We start from the raw sequence: 14,560 nt of genomic DNA on the forward strand, positions 1-14,560 counted from the left end.
CCTTTATTTTCTCTTGCTAAACACTTTAACAAATAAAAGCCAAAGAAAAATAGCGACAAGACTGATAATAACCACTATAAAGTATGTCTCTTCCTTTGTCAATAGTTCTTGCCAGTTGATTTGAATTCCCATTTTTTCTTGAAATTCCTGTAACAGACTGCTATTTCCTGTAAATGCAGTCTCTAACCGCTCTTTCATTAAAATTTGTCGATAGAGAGAAGCAATATAAGTTGCAGGGGTACACTTCATGATAATCTGTGCAAACTCAGGTAATACTCCAATGGGGATATAAGTTCCTACCAAAAATCCAGAAGCAGTCCCCACTATAGTTGCCAGTTTCCCAAGACTATCTACAGATTGAAAACGATAAATCAAGAGAATATTTACCACACTTGAAAGCAGACTACTTAACAGCATAATCAAAGTAATTTCCGGTAAATGACTGATAACTGGACTTTCTTTAAAATAAAGGCTCATAACAGCAAACATAAACACCTGCATGACAAAAGAAATGATAATACTGCTGATTAGATAGGACACCTGTAAGCCCCAGCTACCTAAATCTGTCAAGAAAAGATCTTGATCTACTTGATTTTCACGATCCTGTACCATTTGTGTAAGAGCCGTAAAACTGGTTGTAATCCCAGTCACAGCCAAGGTCCCACCCATCAGCCAGTTATTTAAAAGCTTCGTATTTTCAGGGAGTTGGGTCCAAGCATCCGTCAAGTTCTTCTGCAAAAAAATGATATAAAGCAGGAAGGAAATCAATGCCCCCAATAATGAGAAAAATACTCCTGAACGATTACGAAAATATAAGATAAAATTCCGTTTCAATAAAGCTAACATTAGCGAACCTCTCTTCCTGTAAGTGCAATAAAGGCATCATCCATGGTACCTGGGCGAAACTCAAAAGAATCAATTTCTTCTCGAACTTTTGCCAAATATTCAATAGCTTCCAGTGACGTTCTTGGATAAAAAAGATATTCAAACTTATTTTCTTTCTCTACTACCATCCCAGTCCGTAGCAATTTTTCTAAATCGGTTATTTCTTTAAAACGAATTTTTAGGATATTAGATGCATACTGACTTTTAATCTTAGTCGCAGAACCTTGCGCAATCACTTTCCCATGATCAACGATATAGATCTGATCCGCTTCATCCGCTTCATCCAAATAATGAGTCGTTAAGATAATAGTCATCCCTTCATCCTTTTGTAGTCGATACAGAAGATCCCAGATGGATTTGCGAGTCTGAATATCAAGACCTGTCGTTGGTTCATCCAAGAAAAGAATATCTGGTCGCGAAAGAAGAGCACGCGCAATATCAACCCGACGTTTTTGTCCACCTGACAAAGTCCCATATAGTTGTTTCTGGAAAGCAGTCAAGCCCAGTTGATGGATCAAATCATCCACACGACTTGCTGCAATCTCCTTATACTGTTGAGCACGAATCGTGAGATTTTCCCTAACCGTTAACATCTCATCTAGTACACTAGCTTGAAAAACAACTCCGATTTTCGTATTTGGCGCATAGCGAATCTGACCTTGTGTCGGCTTTTTCAAGCCGATTAACATGAAAATAGTGGTTGATTTACCTGCACCATTGGGACCCAAAATAGCATTGAAACTTCCTTTTTCAAACTCTAACTGAATATCATCGACAGCCATATGAGTGCCGTACCGTTTAGTCAAATGTTTAGCTTGTAAAATCATATTTCTTTCCTCCTTTTATCTCACTAGTTTAACAAAAATAATGACAGAAAAATCGACTTTTTAGATAAGTGGTTAAAATAAAAGGTTAAGTGGTGAGATGATGGAAACAGAATTATATTTTTCATTTAAAAATCCTCCAGATTCTACTCTGAAGGATTCCTATCTTATTTCACAACGATATTAACGAGTTTAGTTGGCTCAAACAGTTTGGGAAACTGTTTGAGGTTGGAAATCAGCAAATAAATTGGTTATTTTACAACAATATTAACCAATTTATTTGGTACACTAATCACTTTCACGATTTCCTTACCGTCAATTTCTGCTTTGACTTTTTCGTCAGCGAGAGCAATTTCTTGTAATTCTTCACGTGATAAGTCTTTAGCGACCATGAGTTTAGCACGGACTTTTCCTTTGATTTGGACGACGATTTCGATTTCGTCTTCAACCAATTTACTTTCGTCCCATGTTGGCCAAGCCACGTAAGAGATTGATTCACCTGTTGCTGCAACAGTTTGCCAGAGCTCTTCTGCCAAGTGAGGTGCAAATGGAGCAATCAATTGAATAAAGCCTTTGGCGTAGTCTACATAGAGTTTGTCTTCCTTGTTAGCCGCGTTGACAAAGACCATGAGTTGGGCAATAGCTGTGTTGAATTTCATAGACTCGATTTGCTCAGTAACAGATTTAACGGTTTCGTTATAAATCTTGTCAAGGGCACCATTGTTTTCCGCAACAATTTCCTTACTTGTAATCAAACGGTAAACACGGTCAAGGAACTTACGGCTTCCTTCCAGACCTTCTTCTGACCAAGCAATTGAAGCATCAAGTGGCCCCATGAACATTTCATAGACACGAAGGGTGTCGGCACCGTATTGTTCCACAACATCGTCTGGGTTGACAACGTTCTTGAGCGATTTAGACATCTTGGCTGGTGCTTGCTCCAATTCTTCTCCTGTTTCCACATGGAAGAAAGAACCGTCACGTTTTTCAACCTTATCAGTTGCCACAAGAGCCCCACGGTGGGCACGGTAGCTAGTTCCCAAAATCATCCCTTGGTTAAAGAGTTTTTGGAATGGTTCCTTAGTTGGAACGACACCGAGGTCATAGAGGAATTTGTGCCAGAAGCGAGCATAAAGCAAGTGAAGTACAGCATGCTCTGCACCACCCACGTAGATATCTACTGGCAACCATTGTTTGAGGAGGTCCTCATCAGCCAATTTCTCAGTATTGTGCGGGTCAATATAGCGGAGGTAGTACCAGCTTGAGCCAGCCCATTGTGGCATGGTGTTTGTTTCACGACGACCCTTAACGCCATCTTCACGAGTCACTTCAAGCCAGTCTGTTAAGTTAGCTAGCGGACTTTCCCCAGTACCTGAAGGACGGATGTCCTTGGTTACAGGCAAGACAAGTGGCAATTCATTTTCAGGAACAGCTGTTGAAGTTCCATCTTCCCAATGAATGATTGGGATTGGTTCACCCCAGTAACGTTGACGGCTAAAGAGCCAGTCGCGGAGACGGTAGGTAACTTTCTCTTGTCCACAGCCTTTTTCTTCCAACCAAGCCACAATCTTAGCAATAGCATCTTCTTTGTTCAATCCATCTAGGAAGTCTGAATTGACATGAAGTCCATCTTCTGTGTAGGCAGCTTCTTCAACGTTTCCACCTTCAAGTACTTCTACGATTGGAAGGTCAAACTGTTTAGCAAATTCCCAGTCACGTTGGTCATGAGCAGGTACAGCCATTACCGCACCCGTTCCATAACTAGCAAGAACATAGTCCGCAATCCAGATTGGAATTTCCTTTCCATTGACAGGATTGATGGCATAAGCACCAGTCCAAACTCCTGTTTTTTCTTTGGCAAGGTCAGTACGAGCCAAGTCAGACTTGAGGCTGGCTTGGTGTTTGTAAGCTGCTACAGCCTCTGCTTGCTCTGGACTTGTGATAGCATCTACTAGTTCATGCTCAGGAGCCAAGACAGTGAAAGTCGCACCGAAAAGGGTGTCCGGACGAGTGGTAAAGACTGTGAATTCCTTGTCTGTTCCCTTAACTTTGAATGTTACATTGGCACCAGTTGATTTACCAATCCAGTTGCGTTGCATGTCCTTGATAGATTCTGGCCAATCCAACTCATCCAAGTCATTAAGCAAGCGCTCTGCATAGGCAGTGATTTTGAGCATCCATTGGCGCATTGGTTTGCGGACAACTGGATAGCCTCCACGCTCAGAAGTTCCGTCAGGAAGAACCTCTTCGTTGGCAATGGCTGTTCCCAATTCTTCCACCCAGTTTACTGGCACTTCCGCTTCATAGGCTAAGCCTTTTTCGTAAAGCTTAGTGAAAATCCATTGAGTCCACTTGTAGTAGTTTGGATCTGTTGTGTTGACTTCACGATCCCAGTCGTAAGAAAATCCAAGCGCATTGATTTGACGTTTAAAGTTGGCAATATTTTCCGCTGTAAATTCTGCTGGGTCATTCCCTGTATCCATAGCGTATTGCTCTGCAGGCAAACCAAAGGCATCCCAGCCCATTGGGTGAAGGACATTGTAACCTTGCGCACGTTTGTAACGGCTGAGGATATCTGTCGCTGTATAGCCTTCTGGGTGTCCTACGTGCAGACCCGCTCCAGACGGATAAGGGAACATATCAAGAGCATAAAACTTCGGTTTTGATGCATCTGTTCCTGTCTTAAATGTATGATGTTCTGCCCAGTAGCCCTGCCACTTAGGCTCAATTTCTTTATGATTGTAAAAACTCATGGTCTCTCTCCAATTTTGTGATGTTACTATTATACCATTTTTGAGGGAATTTGAAAGACGAGAAATGTTCTTTTAGGCTTGTATGACAAAGAAAGACTGAATCGCAAATCCAGATTATGTAGCAGCATAAAAAATTAGCCCCCATTTGGAGCTAACTTCTATTAACTATTTGTCTCTTCCATCTTCTCACGTCCTAGTTCTCGGTAACTACGGTCGCCGACAACTTCTACGCTAAACTGGCCGTCCTCATATTCAAGTATCGTCACGCTACCATTATCTAGACCATGCGGATGCATACCATTAATTAGATAAACAATGGTTCCAATAGTCATTCCGTGGCTGACAACGAGGGCATTGCCCCCACCCTGCTCTTCCATTTCTTTGGCAATCGCTTCAAAGCCTTCCTTAATTCGGCCACTGAGTTTTTCCCAGCCTTCAGCCCAACCAGCTGTATCGACCTCTACCAAACCCTCAGCCAGTTCAGCATAAGACAATTGGTGAACGTGGTCCACATTAAAGATACGAGGAATAATGCCCATGAAAAGATCACCATCATAAGCTCCGTCAAAACTACCGAAACACCATTCTCTGATACGCTTGTCCATGCGATAAGGGATTTTTCCCTGCAAGCCAAGTTCATCAAGGATAATTCCCATTGTCTGAATGGTGCGCCCAGAATCACTCGAATAAGCACGCTCAAACTGTAGACCAGATTCGCGCAAACCGATTCCTAATTCTTGAATCCCTCGTTCACCTTCAGCTGTTAAGGGAGTATCGCTCCAACCTTGCGCGCGACCAATCGTGTTAAACATAGTCTTGCCATGACGTACCAAATACAATCGTACTTTTACCATTTTCCGTCCTCCGTTTGCTTCTATTATATCATGGATGATAAAACAAAAGCCACCCAGACAGGCGACTTTTGCAGGAGATTATTATGAAAAAGTTTAGGAGTTCTATTAAATAAAGATATTAGATGAAAATCAAATTCAAACTAAATCAGTGTTATCTGTTTCAAATAATATTAGGAGGTCTTTATTTAATGATTATAGTATACACAGCCAACCTTAAATAGAACTTAAAATTTCTCCTATTTTCTTAATTTTTAAAACTATGAATTGGTGCTGGAATTTGTCCACCGCGAGAGATGAAATCGACAGACGAAGCCCCATTGACCTTCATAACAGGTGCAGTACCTAATAGGCCACCAAACTCAATCATATCGCCTTCTTTTCCTTTTGGAATAATACGAACAGCCGTAGTTTTCATGTTAATGACACCAATTGCAGCTTCGTCTGCAATCATAGCCGCAATGGTTTCAGCAGGTGTATCCTCCGGAATGGCAATCATATCCAAACCAACAGAACAGATAGCCGTCATAGCTTCTAGTTTTTCCAGATTAAGAGAGCCATTTTGCACTGCAGCAATCATTCCTTCATCTTCTGAAACAGGGATAAAGGCACCAGACAAACCACCAACTTGGTTGCAGGCCATGACTCCGCCCTTCTTAACTTGGTCATTCAAGAGAGCCAAGGCAGCCGTCGTCCCATGCGTACCAACTGTTTCTAGCCCCATTTCTTCAAGGACACGTGCAACAGAATCTCCAACAGCAGGAGTTGGCGCCAAACTCAAGTCCACAATACCAAACTCCACACCGAGTCTCTCACTGGCCATTTGACCAACCAATTGACCGATACGAGTGATCTTGAAGGCAGTCTTCTTAACTGTTTCGGCTACTACATCAAAGCTCTGTCCACGAACTTTTTCCAAGGCACGTTTTACCACACCAGGACCAGAAACTCCGACATTGATGATAACATCTGCCTCCCCAACACCATGGAAGGCACCCGCCATAAATGGATTGTCCTCAACAGCATTAGCGAATACAACCAACTTGGCCGCTCCCATATCTGATAGATTAGCCGTTTCCTTGATAACACGTCCCATATCTGCCACAGCCGTCATATTGATACCAGACTTGGTTGAGCCGATATTGACTGACGAGCAGACCTTGTCCGTTTCAGCCAAAGCACGAGGAATAGAATTGATGAGAATCTCATCTCCCTTTTGATAACCCTTTTGTACCAAGGCAGAGAAGCCACCGATAAAGTCCACACCAATCTCTTTCGCAGCCTTATCGAGTGCTTTTGCCAGAACCACATAGTCTGTCGCATCTGTCGCTGCACCAATCAAAGAAATAGGAGTCACCGATACACGCTTATTAACGATTGGAATTCCCAACTCAGCTGCAATTTCATCCCCAACTGCTACTAAATTAGCCGCCTTTGTCGTGATCTTTTGATAAATTTTCTCCGCAGCACGATTGATATCTGGATCGATACAGTCCAAAAGGGAAATTCCCATGGTAATAGTTCTGATATCGAAATTTTGCTCCTCAATCATGGCGATGGTTTCAGTAACTTGTCTAATATCCATGTGCACCTCCTAGATATTATACATAGCTTCGAAAATTGCTGCACTCTGAATATTAATTTTCACATTCAAAGTTTGCCCAAAAGCTTCAAATTCATTACGAAGATAAGTAAAATCTTGCTTTTCATCACTAGAGACGACAGCCATCATCGTGAAATATTCATCCAAGACAGTTTGAGAAATATCGTCTATGTTCAAACCCAATTCTGCAATTTTACCAGAAACACCTGCAACAATTCCAGATTTATCTTTACCAACAACAGTTATAATCGCTTTCATAAGCAAACTCCAATTCTTCTTTTAATAGGAAACCTGAACATTAAACAGGATTCTTTTCAAATAGTATAGCATAATTCTAACTAAAATACTCAAAAACGCCTGCTTACGAAGTTGTTCTTAAGAAAAAAACAATTTCGTAAACAAGCGTCTACTATCCCAACTTATGATGAGTGTTCCCGCTAGGACCGAAATCCTAGCGGTAGACCAGAGCTAGACTAAGAGCACAAGACTCCATCATCATAACACTCAACAAAATTGATGATTTTATACTAATTCGATGATCGCCATTGGCGCTGCATCACCACGACGTGGTTCAGTTTTAAGGATACGAGTGTATCCACCGTTACGTTCAGCATAACGAGGTGCAATTTCTGAGAACAATTTTTGAAGTGCTGTAGTAGAAGTGTACTTATCAGTTGCTTCATCATAGTTTTCAGATGCGATTTCATTACGTACGAAAGCAGCTGCTTGACGACGTGCATGCAAATCACCACGTTTACCTAGAGTAATCATTTTTTCAACAGTTTTACGGATTTCTTTAGCACGAGCTTCAGTTGTCACGATTGATTCGTTGATCAAAAGGTCAGTTGTCAAATCGCGAAGCATTGCTTTACGTTGTGAGCTAGTGCGTCCTAGTTTACGGTAAGCCATTTATTCCTCCTTTATTTATCTTTTAATCCAAGACCCAAATCAATGAGTTTGAGTTTCACTTCTTCCAAACTCTTGCGTCCAAGATTTCGTACTTTCATCATCTCTGCTTCAGATTTTTCTGTCAAATCATGCACAGTATTGATACCGGCACGTTTCAAACAGTTGTATGAACGCACAGACAAGTCCAGTTCCTCAATCGTACGATCCAAAATACGGTCGTCAGATTCAGTATCAGCTTCTTTCATCACTTCAGTTGACTTAGCAATCTCAGTAAGATTTGTAAACAAATCAAGATGTTCTGTCAAAATACGTGCTGAAAGCCCTAAAGCATCTTCTGGAATAATTGTTCCATTTGTCAAGATTTCAAGGGTTAATTTGTCAAATCCATCATTGCTACCTACACGAGCAGGTTCCACTTGATAGTTGACTTTTGTAACTGGTGTATAAATAGAATCTACAGCAAGTGTTCCAACTGGTGCATTATCTTTTTTATTTTCATCAGCAGGTACATATCCACGACCACTGTTAACAGTCATAGTCGCTTTTAGGGAAGAACCTTCACCGATTGTAAAGAGATAATGATCTGGATTTACAATTTCAATATCGCTATCTGTCAAAATGTCACCAGCTGTTACCTCAGCAGGACCTTCAACATCCAGTTCGATGATTTTTTCGTCTTCAACGTACGATTTCACTGCAATTCCTTTAATGTTCAGAATGATTTGCATCACGTCTTCACGAACACCTGGAACTGTGTCAAACTCATGTAACACACCATCAATATTGATAGATGTCACAGCTGCTCCTGGTAGAGAAGCTAGAAGTACACGACGAAGAGAGTTACCAAGAGTTGTACCGTAGCCACGTTCAAGTGGTTCGATTACAAACTTGCCATAATCTTTATTTTCATCAATTTTTGTTATATTTGGTTTTTCAAACTCGATCATTTAGTTACTCCCTCTTAAACGAAAAGCAGTGTAATGCGATGATTATACACGGCGACGTTTTGGAGGACGAGCACCATTGTGTGGCACTGGAGTCACATCACGAATTGCTGTTACTTCAAGACCAGCGGCAGCAAGCGCACGAATAGCTGACTCACGACCAGAACCTGGACCTTTTACAGTAACTTCAACTGATTTAAGACCGTGTTCTTGTGCAGATTTAGCAGCAGCTTCAGAAGCCATTTGAGCAGCGAATGGTGTAGATTTACGAGAACCTTTGAAACCAAGAGCACCAGCTGATGACCAAGCAATTGCATTACCATGCACATCAGTAATCATAACAATAGTGTTATTAAATGTAGCGTGAATATGAGCAATACCAGATTCGATATTCTTTTTCACACGACGTTTACGTGTTGGTTTAGCCAAGACTTTTACCTCCTATATTATTTTTTCTTACCAGCAATCGCAACAGCTTTACCTTTACGAGTGCGAGCGTTGTTTTTAGTGTTTTGTCCACGGACAGGAAGTCCACGACGGTGACGGATACCACGGTATGAACCGATTTCCATCAAACGTTTGATGTTCAAGTTTACTTCACGACGAAGGTCACCTTCAACTTTGATTGCATCCACTTCACGACGGATAGCATCTTCTTGATCTGATGTAAGATCACGTACACGAACATCTTCTGAGATTCCAGCAGCAGCCAAAATTTTCTTAGATGTTGCAAGTCCGATACCATAAACATAAGTCAATGAGATTACTACGCGTTTGTCATTTGGAATGTCAACTCCAGCAATACGAGCCATGTTTTCTCCTTTCTATCTTATCCTTGACGTTGTTTGTGTTTTGGATTTGCTGGGCAAATTACCATAACACGACCATTACGACGAATAACTTTACAGTATTCGCAAATTGGTTTGACCGATGGTCTTACTTTCATTTCTTATCCCTCCAAGTTTTTCGATTATTTAAAGCGGTAAGTGATACGTCCACGTGTCAAGTCATATGGACTCATTTCGACAGTAACACGATCTCCCGCTAAAATACGAATATAGTTTTTACGAATTTTACCAGAAACTGTTGCTAAAATCTGATGTCCATTTTCAAGTTCAACCGTAAACATTGCATTCGGCATTGTATCAACTACTTTGCCTTCAACTTCAATCACATCGTCTTTTGCCACGCAAAAGCACCTCCATAAATTTCGATTCGATGCCTCTAGACACAGAGACAACAATTATAAGTCAGACTATCTCAGTATAACATTTGTAGCGGATTTTTGCAAGTGTGAAAAACGCTTTATTTCAAATTTGTCAATACTTTTTCGATATCTGAGAAGACATCATTGATATCTTGATTACCTTCGATGTCATGAACCAAACCTTTGGCACGGTAGTGAGCAATGATTGGTTCCCCTTGAGCAATATTCACATCCAAACGACGTTTGACTGTCTCAGGCTTATCATCTTCACGTTGGTAGTAATCTTCTTCTTTATAGTCAACTGGTGGGTTAAAGACCTTGTGGAAAGTTTCTCCAGTTACGCGGTGGATGATACGACCACTCAAACGTTCCAAGAGGCTATCTGGATTCACTTCTATGTTGATAACACCTTCTAGTTCGATGCCAAGTTCAGCCAATGTTTTGTCCAAGGCATGAGCTTGTTCGATTGTACGTGGGTAACCATCCAACAAGAATCCTGTTTCTTTAATATCATCTTGTGAAAGACGTTCTTTTACGATTCCATTTGTAACTTCGTCAGGAACCAATTCACCCTTGTCAATGTATGACTTAGCAAGAACACCCATTTCAGTTTGATTTGCCATTGCAGCGCGGAACATATCACCTGTTGAGATATGTGCAACATGGAATTGTTCTACGATTTTTGCTGCTTGAGTTCCCTTACCTGCACCAGGTAAGCCCATAATCAAAAGATTCATGATTTGATCTCCTTATTTTATTTTTAAATAGAAGCAAAAAGTCTTTTCACCCCTATTTAAAAACAAAATAGAAGAGGGGAGACCAAACTCTCACAAATGTTAGAGTTAAACCTCCACTCCCTCAGTAATTACTGATTCAGTAATTACTTTTATTCTGTTCTGTCCATGAAACCAACATACTTACGTTTCAATAGGTAGCCTTCCAATTGTTTGATTCCTTCAATACCTGTAGAGATAATGATCAAAAGACTGGTTCCTCCAAAAGCAACTGCTTCTGAAAGTCCGAAAACATCTTTTGCTACGATCGGTAAAATAGAAATCACACCAAGGAAGAGAGAACCAACAGTTGCAAGACGACGAAGAAGTTTAGACATATATTCTTCTGTACCTTTACCAGGACGAACTCCGTGGATATAGGCACCGCTCTTTTGTAGATTCTCTGCCGCTTTTTCAGGATTAATCTGTACAAACGTATAGAAGAATGTAAAGAGAATAATCAATAAAGCATACATAGCAATACCAGTTGGTGAAGTTGTTGCCAGCATTTCTTGTGCTGTTCTTACCCAAGCCCAATCATGACCTGTAGCACTCAAAAACTGAAGAATAGCCGCAGGCGCTGCAGTAATCGAACTTGCAAAGATAACAGGGATAACTCCAGCAGGGTTTACCTTCAAAGGAAGGTAAGAGCTAGATGGAGCACCTTGTGCAACCTTAGTATATTGGATTGGAATTTTGTATTCTGCTTGTTGAACATAAGTTGTAAAATAAATGATCAACAATACAGTAATAATCAAAATGATTACGAAAATGATGGATGAGTTGATACGGCTACTTGGGACGTTCACAAAGTAGTCCACATAGATGCCCTGAATCATCTCTGGAATTGAGGCAACAATCCCGGCAAAGATAATCATAGAAACACCATTTCCGTATCCCTTATCTGTAATTTGCTCTCCCAACCAAGTCACAATCATACTACCAGCTGTTAAGATGATACCAATCATGATAAAGACTTGTGGAGTAAGAGCTGTTTTCAACAATTGAGCTCCAGCCAAAGTATTAAAACCAGCTGTAATCCCGATCGATTGCACAAAGGCTAGAACAAGAGCAATATAACGAGTAGCTTGATTTAATTTTCTTCGACCTACTTCCCCTTGTTTACCCCACTCTACAAATTTGGGTAAAATATCCATTTGCAAGAGTTGGACAACGATAGAGGCCGTAATGTAGGGGCTAACACCAAGAGCAAAAACTGAGAAGTTTTTCATGGCATTCCCTGACACCAAGCTCAACATGTTTAAGAAGGATAATCCACTTAAAGCATTCAAGCTATTGGCATTCACACCAGGAACTGTAATGCTAGTTCCGATACGAAAGACCAAAACGATAAAAATTGTGAATAAAATTTTTGATCGAACCTGCTTGACTTTAAGAGCTTCTCTTAATAATTTAAAAAACATAGGTCACCTCTCTTAGATGACTTCTACTGAACCACCTTTAGCAGTGATAGCTTCTTCAGCTGATTTAGAGAATTTAGCTGCTTTCACAGTCAATTTCTTAGTCAACTCACCGTTACCAAGAATTTTAATACCTGATTTTTCAGCTTTAACAATTCCTGCTTCGATAAGAACAACTGGAGTAACTTCAGCACCATCTTCAAAGACGTTCAATTGGTCAAGGTTCACAATTGCGTATTCTTTAGCGTTGATGTTAGTGAATCCACGTTTTGGAAGACGACGGAACAATGGAGTTTGTCCACCTTCAAAACCAAGGCGAACTCCGCCACCGCTACGAGCTTTTTGACCTTTTTGACCACGACCAGATGTTTTACCGTTACCTGATGAAGTACCACGACCAACGCGGTTACGTACTTTACGAGAACCTTCTGCAGGTTTCAATTCATGAAGTTTCATTTTTATTTTCTCCTCTTTTGTAAAATGCTAGCGCCGATAAGGGAGAAAAGGTTGTCTCCCCCATCAACTCGCCTATACGACGTCATCATAGATGACTATATCTAGTTTTAGGGGATGGTATAGTGCACATCCCCTAAAAATTCATTAGTTTACTTCTTCAACTGTTACCAAGTGAGATACTGCAGTGATCATACCACGGATAGCAGCGTTATCTTCTTTAATAACAGAGCTGTTCAATTTGCCAAGTCCAAGTGCTACAACAGTTTTACGTTGTGATGGAATGCGTCCGATTGGAGACTTAGTCAAAGTAATTTTAATTTGAGCCATTTTATCCCCTTTCTTATGCCAAATCAGAAACTGAAATACCACGAAGGGCAGCAACTTCTTCAGCGCGTTTCAATTGTTTCAAACCTTCAACAGTTGCACGAACAATGTTGATTGGAGTGTTAGAACCAAGTGATTTAGATGTAATATCTGCCACACCTGCCAATTCCACAACGGCACGAACTGCACCACCAGCGGCAACTCCAGAACCTTCTACAGCAGGTTTCAACAATACTTTAGCTCCACCGAATTCTGAAAGAACTTCGTGTGGGATTGTTGTTCCAACCATAGGAACTTCGATCAAGTTTTTCTTAGCATCATCTACTGCTTTACGGATTGCTTCTGGAACTTCTTGAGCTTTACCAGTACCAAATCCTACGCGACCGTTGTGGTCACCAACAACAACAAGAGCTGCGAAACGAAGACGACGTCCACCTTTAACAACTTTTGTAACACGGTTGACAGCAACTACGCGTTCTTCTAATTCAACTGCATTGTCTTTAAATGCCATTTTCTAGTGTCCTCCTATTAGAATTTCAATCCGTTTTCACGAGCTGCATCAGCCAAAGCTTTCACACGTCCGTGATATAGATATCCACCGCGGTCGAACACCACTTCTGAAATACCTTTAGCGTTTGCACGTTCTGCAACGAGTTTACCGACAGCAACGGCTTGTTCAGTTTTAGTTCCTTTTGAAACTTCTTTGTCAAGAGTTGAAGCACTTGCGAGCGTTACACCCGCTACGTCATCAATCACTTGAGCGTAGATGCCTGTATTAGAACGGAATACGTTCAAACGTGGGCGATCAGCAGTTCCAGAGAGTTTTCCGCGAACGCGACGGTGGCGTTTTTGGCGGAGTTTGTTTTTATCTGGTTTTGAAATCACAGTTTTCACCTCTTTAGTTTTAAATCGTGTGCTATGCACAAAGTTGGAAAATAGGTTGGTGGTTGAGACTCAACCACTCAACATTATTTACCTGTTTTACCTTCTTTACGGCGAACGAATTCACCAACGTAACGGATACCTTTACCTTTATATGGTTCTGGTGAACGAAGGCTACGTACGTAAGCAGCTGTTTGACCAACTACTTCTTTTGAAATTCCGCTAACAACGATTGTTGTTGGGTTTGGAAGTTCAAAAGTAATTCCTTCTGGAGCTTCAACTTCGTCTGGATGAGATTTACCAACAGCCAAAACAAGTTTAGATCCTTGAAGTTGTGCACGGTAACCAACCCCGCGCATTTCAAGTTCTTTCTTGAATCCTTCTGATACACCAACAACCATGTTGTTCAAAAGGGCACGAGTAGTTCCGTGGATAGTTTTCATTTCTTTTGAATCATTTGGACGGTGAAGAGTTACTTCAGTACCTTCCACACGGATTTCAATATCTTTTGAGAACTCACGAGTAAGTTCTCCTTTAGGTCCTTTTACAGTTACAACGTTGTCATTGTTAGTGATTTCTACACCAGCAGGCAACACGATAACTTTATTACCAATACGTGACATGTTTATTTTCTCCTGTTAAATTGTCAGGCCAGAATGGCCAGTTTTCACGGGGTTAAATCGATTCCTCGATTTAAAGGAACATTTAGGTTTCAATTCCAAAGTGAA

The 14,560-nt window shown here is 40.9% G+C and carries 19 protein-coding genes; all 19 read right to left on the bottom strand.

Annotation, left to right across the window (positions count from 1 at the left end; translation table 11 throughout):
• Positions 1–3 precede the first annotated feature (3 nt).
• Positions 4–846 (bottom strand): ABC transporter permease, encoded by an 843-nt coding sequence (locus tag ADJ60_RS05530; RefSeq protein WP_049543951.1) that lies wholly within the window; start codon positions 844–846, stop codon positions 4–6.
• A complete protein-coding gene (locus ADJ60_RS05535; protein WP_049543952.1) occupies positions 846–1,712 on the bottom strand; it encodes an ABC transporter ATP-binding protein in 867 nt (288 codons plus the stop codon). The genes ADJ60_RS05530 and ADJ60_RS05535 overlap by 1 nt, the downstream gene beginning before the upstream one ends.
• Positions 1,713–1,960: 248 nt before the next feature.
• The gene (leuS, locus tag ADJ60_RS05540) at positions 1,961–4,462 is read right to left on the bottom strand and encodes a leucine--tRNA ligase (protein ID WP_049543954.1); all 2,502 of its coding nucleotides are present in this window, start codon (positions 4,460–4,462) and stop codon (positions 1,961–1,963) included.
• 161 nt (positions 4,463–4,623) lie between these two features.
• Entirely contained in the window at positions 4,624–5,316 is a 693-nt protein-coding gene (locus ADJ60_RS05545) for a histidine phosphatase family protein (protein WP_049543955.1), read from the bottom strand.
• A 244-nt stretch (positions 5,317–5,560) separates the two neighbouring features.
• On the bottom strand, positions 5,561–6,898 hold the full coding sequence (locus ADJ60_RS05550; protein ID WP_000354901.1) for a PFL family protein: 1,338 nt from the start codon (positions 6,896–6,898) through the stop codon (positions 5,561–5,563).
• A 9-nt stretch (positions 6,899–6,907) separates the two neighbouring features.
• Positions 6,908–7,174 carry an ACT domain-containing protein gene (locus ADJ60_RS05555; RefSeq protein WP_000644124.1) on the bottom strand — a complete coding sequence of 89 codons (267 nt, stop codon included), beginning with the start codon at positions 7,172–7,174 and terminating at the stop codon, positions 6,908–6,910.
• A 264-nt stretch (positions 7,175–7,438) separates the two neighbouring features.
• On the bottom strand, positions 7,439–7,825 hold the full coding sequence (rplQ, locus tag ADJ60_RS05560) for a 50S ribosomal protein L17 (protein ID WP_000331493.1): 387 nt from the start codon (positions 7,823–7,825) through the stop codon (positions 7,439–7,441).
• An 11-nt stretch (positions 7,826–7,836) separates the two neighbouring features.
• Positions 7,837–8,772, bottom strand: coding sequence for a DNA-directed RNA polymerase subunit alpha (locus ADJ60_RS05565; protein WP_000568988.1), 936 nt, complete (start codon positions 8,770–8,772; stop codon positions 7,837–7,839).
• A gap of 42 nt (positions 8,773–8,814) precedes the next feature.
• On the bottom strand, positions 8,815–9,198 hold the full coding sequence (gene rpsK / locus ADJ60_RS05570; protein WP_001118385.1) for a 30S ribosomal protein S11: 384 nt from the start codon (positions 9,196–9,198) through the stop codon (positions 8,815–8,817).
• Between the two features lie 17 nt (positions 9,199–9,215).
• On the bottom strand, positions 9,216–9,581 hold the full coding sequence (rpsM, locus tag ADJ60_RS05575) for a 30S ribosomal protein S13 (protein ID WP_000090781.1): 366 nt from the start codon (positions 9,579–9,581) through the stop codon (positions 9,216–9,218).
• A 17-nt stretch (positions 9,582–9,598) separates the two neighbouring features.
• On the bottom strand, positions 9,599–9,715 hold the full coding sequence (gene rpmJ / locus ADJ60_RS05580; RefSeq protein ID WP_001808836.1) for a 50S ribosomal protein L36: 117 nt from the start codon (positions 9,713–9,715) through the stop codon (positions 9,599–9,601).
• A 24-nt stretch (positions 9,716–9,739) separates the two neighbouring features.
• Positions 9,740–9,958: a translation initiation factor IF-1 gene (gene infA, locus ADJ60_RS05585; RefSeq protein ID WP_001029883.1), complete on the bottom strand. Its 219-nt coding sequence runs from the start codon at positions 9,956–9,958 to the stop codon at positions 9,740–9,742.
• Positions 9,959–10,074: 116 nt separating this feature from the next.
• A complete protein-coding gene (locus ADJ60_RS05590; RefSeq protein WP_001050436.1) occupies positions 10,075–10,713 on the bottom strand; it encodes an adenylate kinase in 639 nt (212 codons plus the stop codon).
• 149 nt (positions 10,714–10,862) lie between these two features.
• The gene (gene secY / locus ADJ60_RS05595) at positions 10,863–12,173 is read right to left on the bottom strand and encodes a preprotein translocase subunit SecY (protein ID WP_000465403.1); all 1,311 of its coding nucleotides are present in this window, start codon (positions 12,171–12,173) and stop codon (positions 10,863–10,865) included.
• 12 nt (positions 12,174–12,185) lie between these two features.
• Positions 12,186–12,626, bottom strand: a complete 441-nt coding sequence (gene rplO, locus ADJ60_RS05600) for a 50S ribosomal protein L15 (protein ID WP_000766087.1) — start codon at positions 12,624–12,626, stop codon at positions 12,186–12,188.
• 144 nt (positions 12,627–12,770) lie between these two features.
• Entirely contained in the window at positions 12,771–12,953 is a 183-nt protein-coding gene (gene rpmD, locus ADJ60_RS05605; protein ID WP_000057241.1) for a 50S ribosomal protein L30, read from the bottom strand.
• Between the two features lie 13 nt (positions 12,954–12,966).
• Positions 12,967–13,461, bottom strand: a complete 495-nt coding sequence (gene rpsE / locus ADJ60_RS05610; RefSeq protein WP_000874202.1) for a 30S ribosomal protein S5 — start codon at positions 13,459–13,461, stop codon at positions 12,967–12,969.
• Positions 13,462–13,478: 17 nt separating this feature from the next.
• Positions 13,479–13,835, bottom strand: a complete 357-nt coding sequence (rplR, locus tag ADJ60_RS05615) for a 50S ribosomal protein L18 (RefSeq protein WP_000624044.1) — start codon at positions 13,833–13,835, stop codon at positions 13,479–13,481.
• 83 nt (positions 13,836–13,918) lie between these two features.
• On the bottom strand, positions 13,919–14,455 hold the full coding sequence (gene rplF / locus ADJ60_RS05620; protein WP_000086626.1) for a 50S ribosomal protein L6: 537 nt from the start codon (positions 14,453–14,455) through the stop codon (positions 13,919–13,921).
• Between the last annotated feature and the right edge of the window lie 105 nt (positions 14,456–14,560).

The sequence above is a fragment of the Streptococcus pseudopneumoniae genome (assembly GCF_001076775.1).
Lineage (GTDB): Bacteria > Bacillota > Bacilli > Lactobacillales > Streptococcaceae > Streptococcus > Streptococcus pseudopneumoniae_G.

What these genes read in the sequence shown, in the direction of transcription:
- ADJ60_RS05530 (WP_049543951.1), bottom strand. Translation starts at nt 846, where the DNA reads ATGTTAGCTTTATTGAAACGGAATTTTATCTTATATTTTCGTAATCGT.
- ADJ60_RS05535 (WP_049543952.1), bottom strand. Translation starts at nt 1,712, where the DNA reads ATGATTTTACAAGCTAAACATTTGACTAAACGGTACGGCACTCATATG.
- leuS (WP_049543954.1), bottom strand. Translation starts at nt 4,462, where the DNA reads ATGAGTTTTTACAATCATAAAGAAATTGAGCCTAAGTGGCAGGGCTAC.
- ADJ60_RS05545 (WP_049543955.1), bottom strand. Translation starts at nt 5,316, where the DNA reads ATGGTAAAAGTACGATTGTATTTGGTACGTCATGGCAAGACTATGTTT.
- ADJ60_RS05550 (WP_000354901.1), bottom strand. Translation starts at nt 6,898, where the DNA reads ATGGATATTAGACAAGTTACTGAAACCATCGCCATGATTGAGGAGCAA.
- ADJ60_RS05555 (WP_000644124.1), bottom strand. Translation starts at nt 7,174, where the DNA reads ATGAAAGCGATTATAACTGTTGTTGGTAAAGATAAATCTGGAATTGTT.
- rplQ (WP_000331493.1), bottom strand. Translation starts at nt 7,825, where the DNA reads ATGGCTTACCGTAAACTAGGACGCACTAGCTCACAACGTAAAGCAATG.
- ADJ60_RS05565 (WP_000568988.1), bottom strand. Translation starts at nt 8,772, where the DNA reads ATGATCGAGTTTGAAAAACCAAATATAACAAAAATTGATGAAAATAAA.
- rpsM (WP_000090781.1), bottom strand. Translation starts at nt 9,581, where the DNA reads ATGGCTCGTATTGCTGGAGTTGACATTCCAAATGACAAACGCGTAGTA.
- rpmJ (WP_001808836.1), bottom strand. Translation starts at nt 9,715, where the DNA reads ATGAAAGTAAGACCATCGGTCAAACCAATTTGCGAATACTGTAAAGTT.
- ADJ60_RS05590 (WP_001050436.1), bottom strand. Translation starts at nt 10,713, where the DNA reads ATGAATCTTTTGATTATGGGCTTACCTGGTGCAGGTAAGGGAACTCAA.
- secY (WP_000465403.1), bottom strand. Translation starts at nt 12,173, where the DNA reads ATGTTTTTTAAATTATTAAGAGAAGCTCTTAAAGTCAAGCAGGTTCGA.
- rplO (WP_000766087.1), bottom strand. Translation starts at nt 12,626, where the DNA reads ATGAAACTTCATGAATTGAAACCTGCAGAAGGTTCTCGTAAAGTACGT.
- rpmD (WP_000057241.1), bottom strand. Translation starts at nt 12,953, where the DNA reads ATGGCTCAAATTAAAATTACTTTGACTAAGTCTCCAATCGGACGCATT.
- rpsE (WP_000874202.1), bottom strand. Translation starts at nt 13,461, where the DNA reads ATGGCATTTAAAGACAATGCAGTTGAATTAGAAGAACGCGTAGTTGCT.
- rplF (WP_000086626.1), bottom strand. Translation starts at nt 14,455, where the DNA reads ATGTCACGTATTGGTAATAAAGTTATCGTGTTGCCTGCTGGTGTAGAA.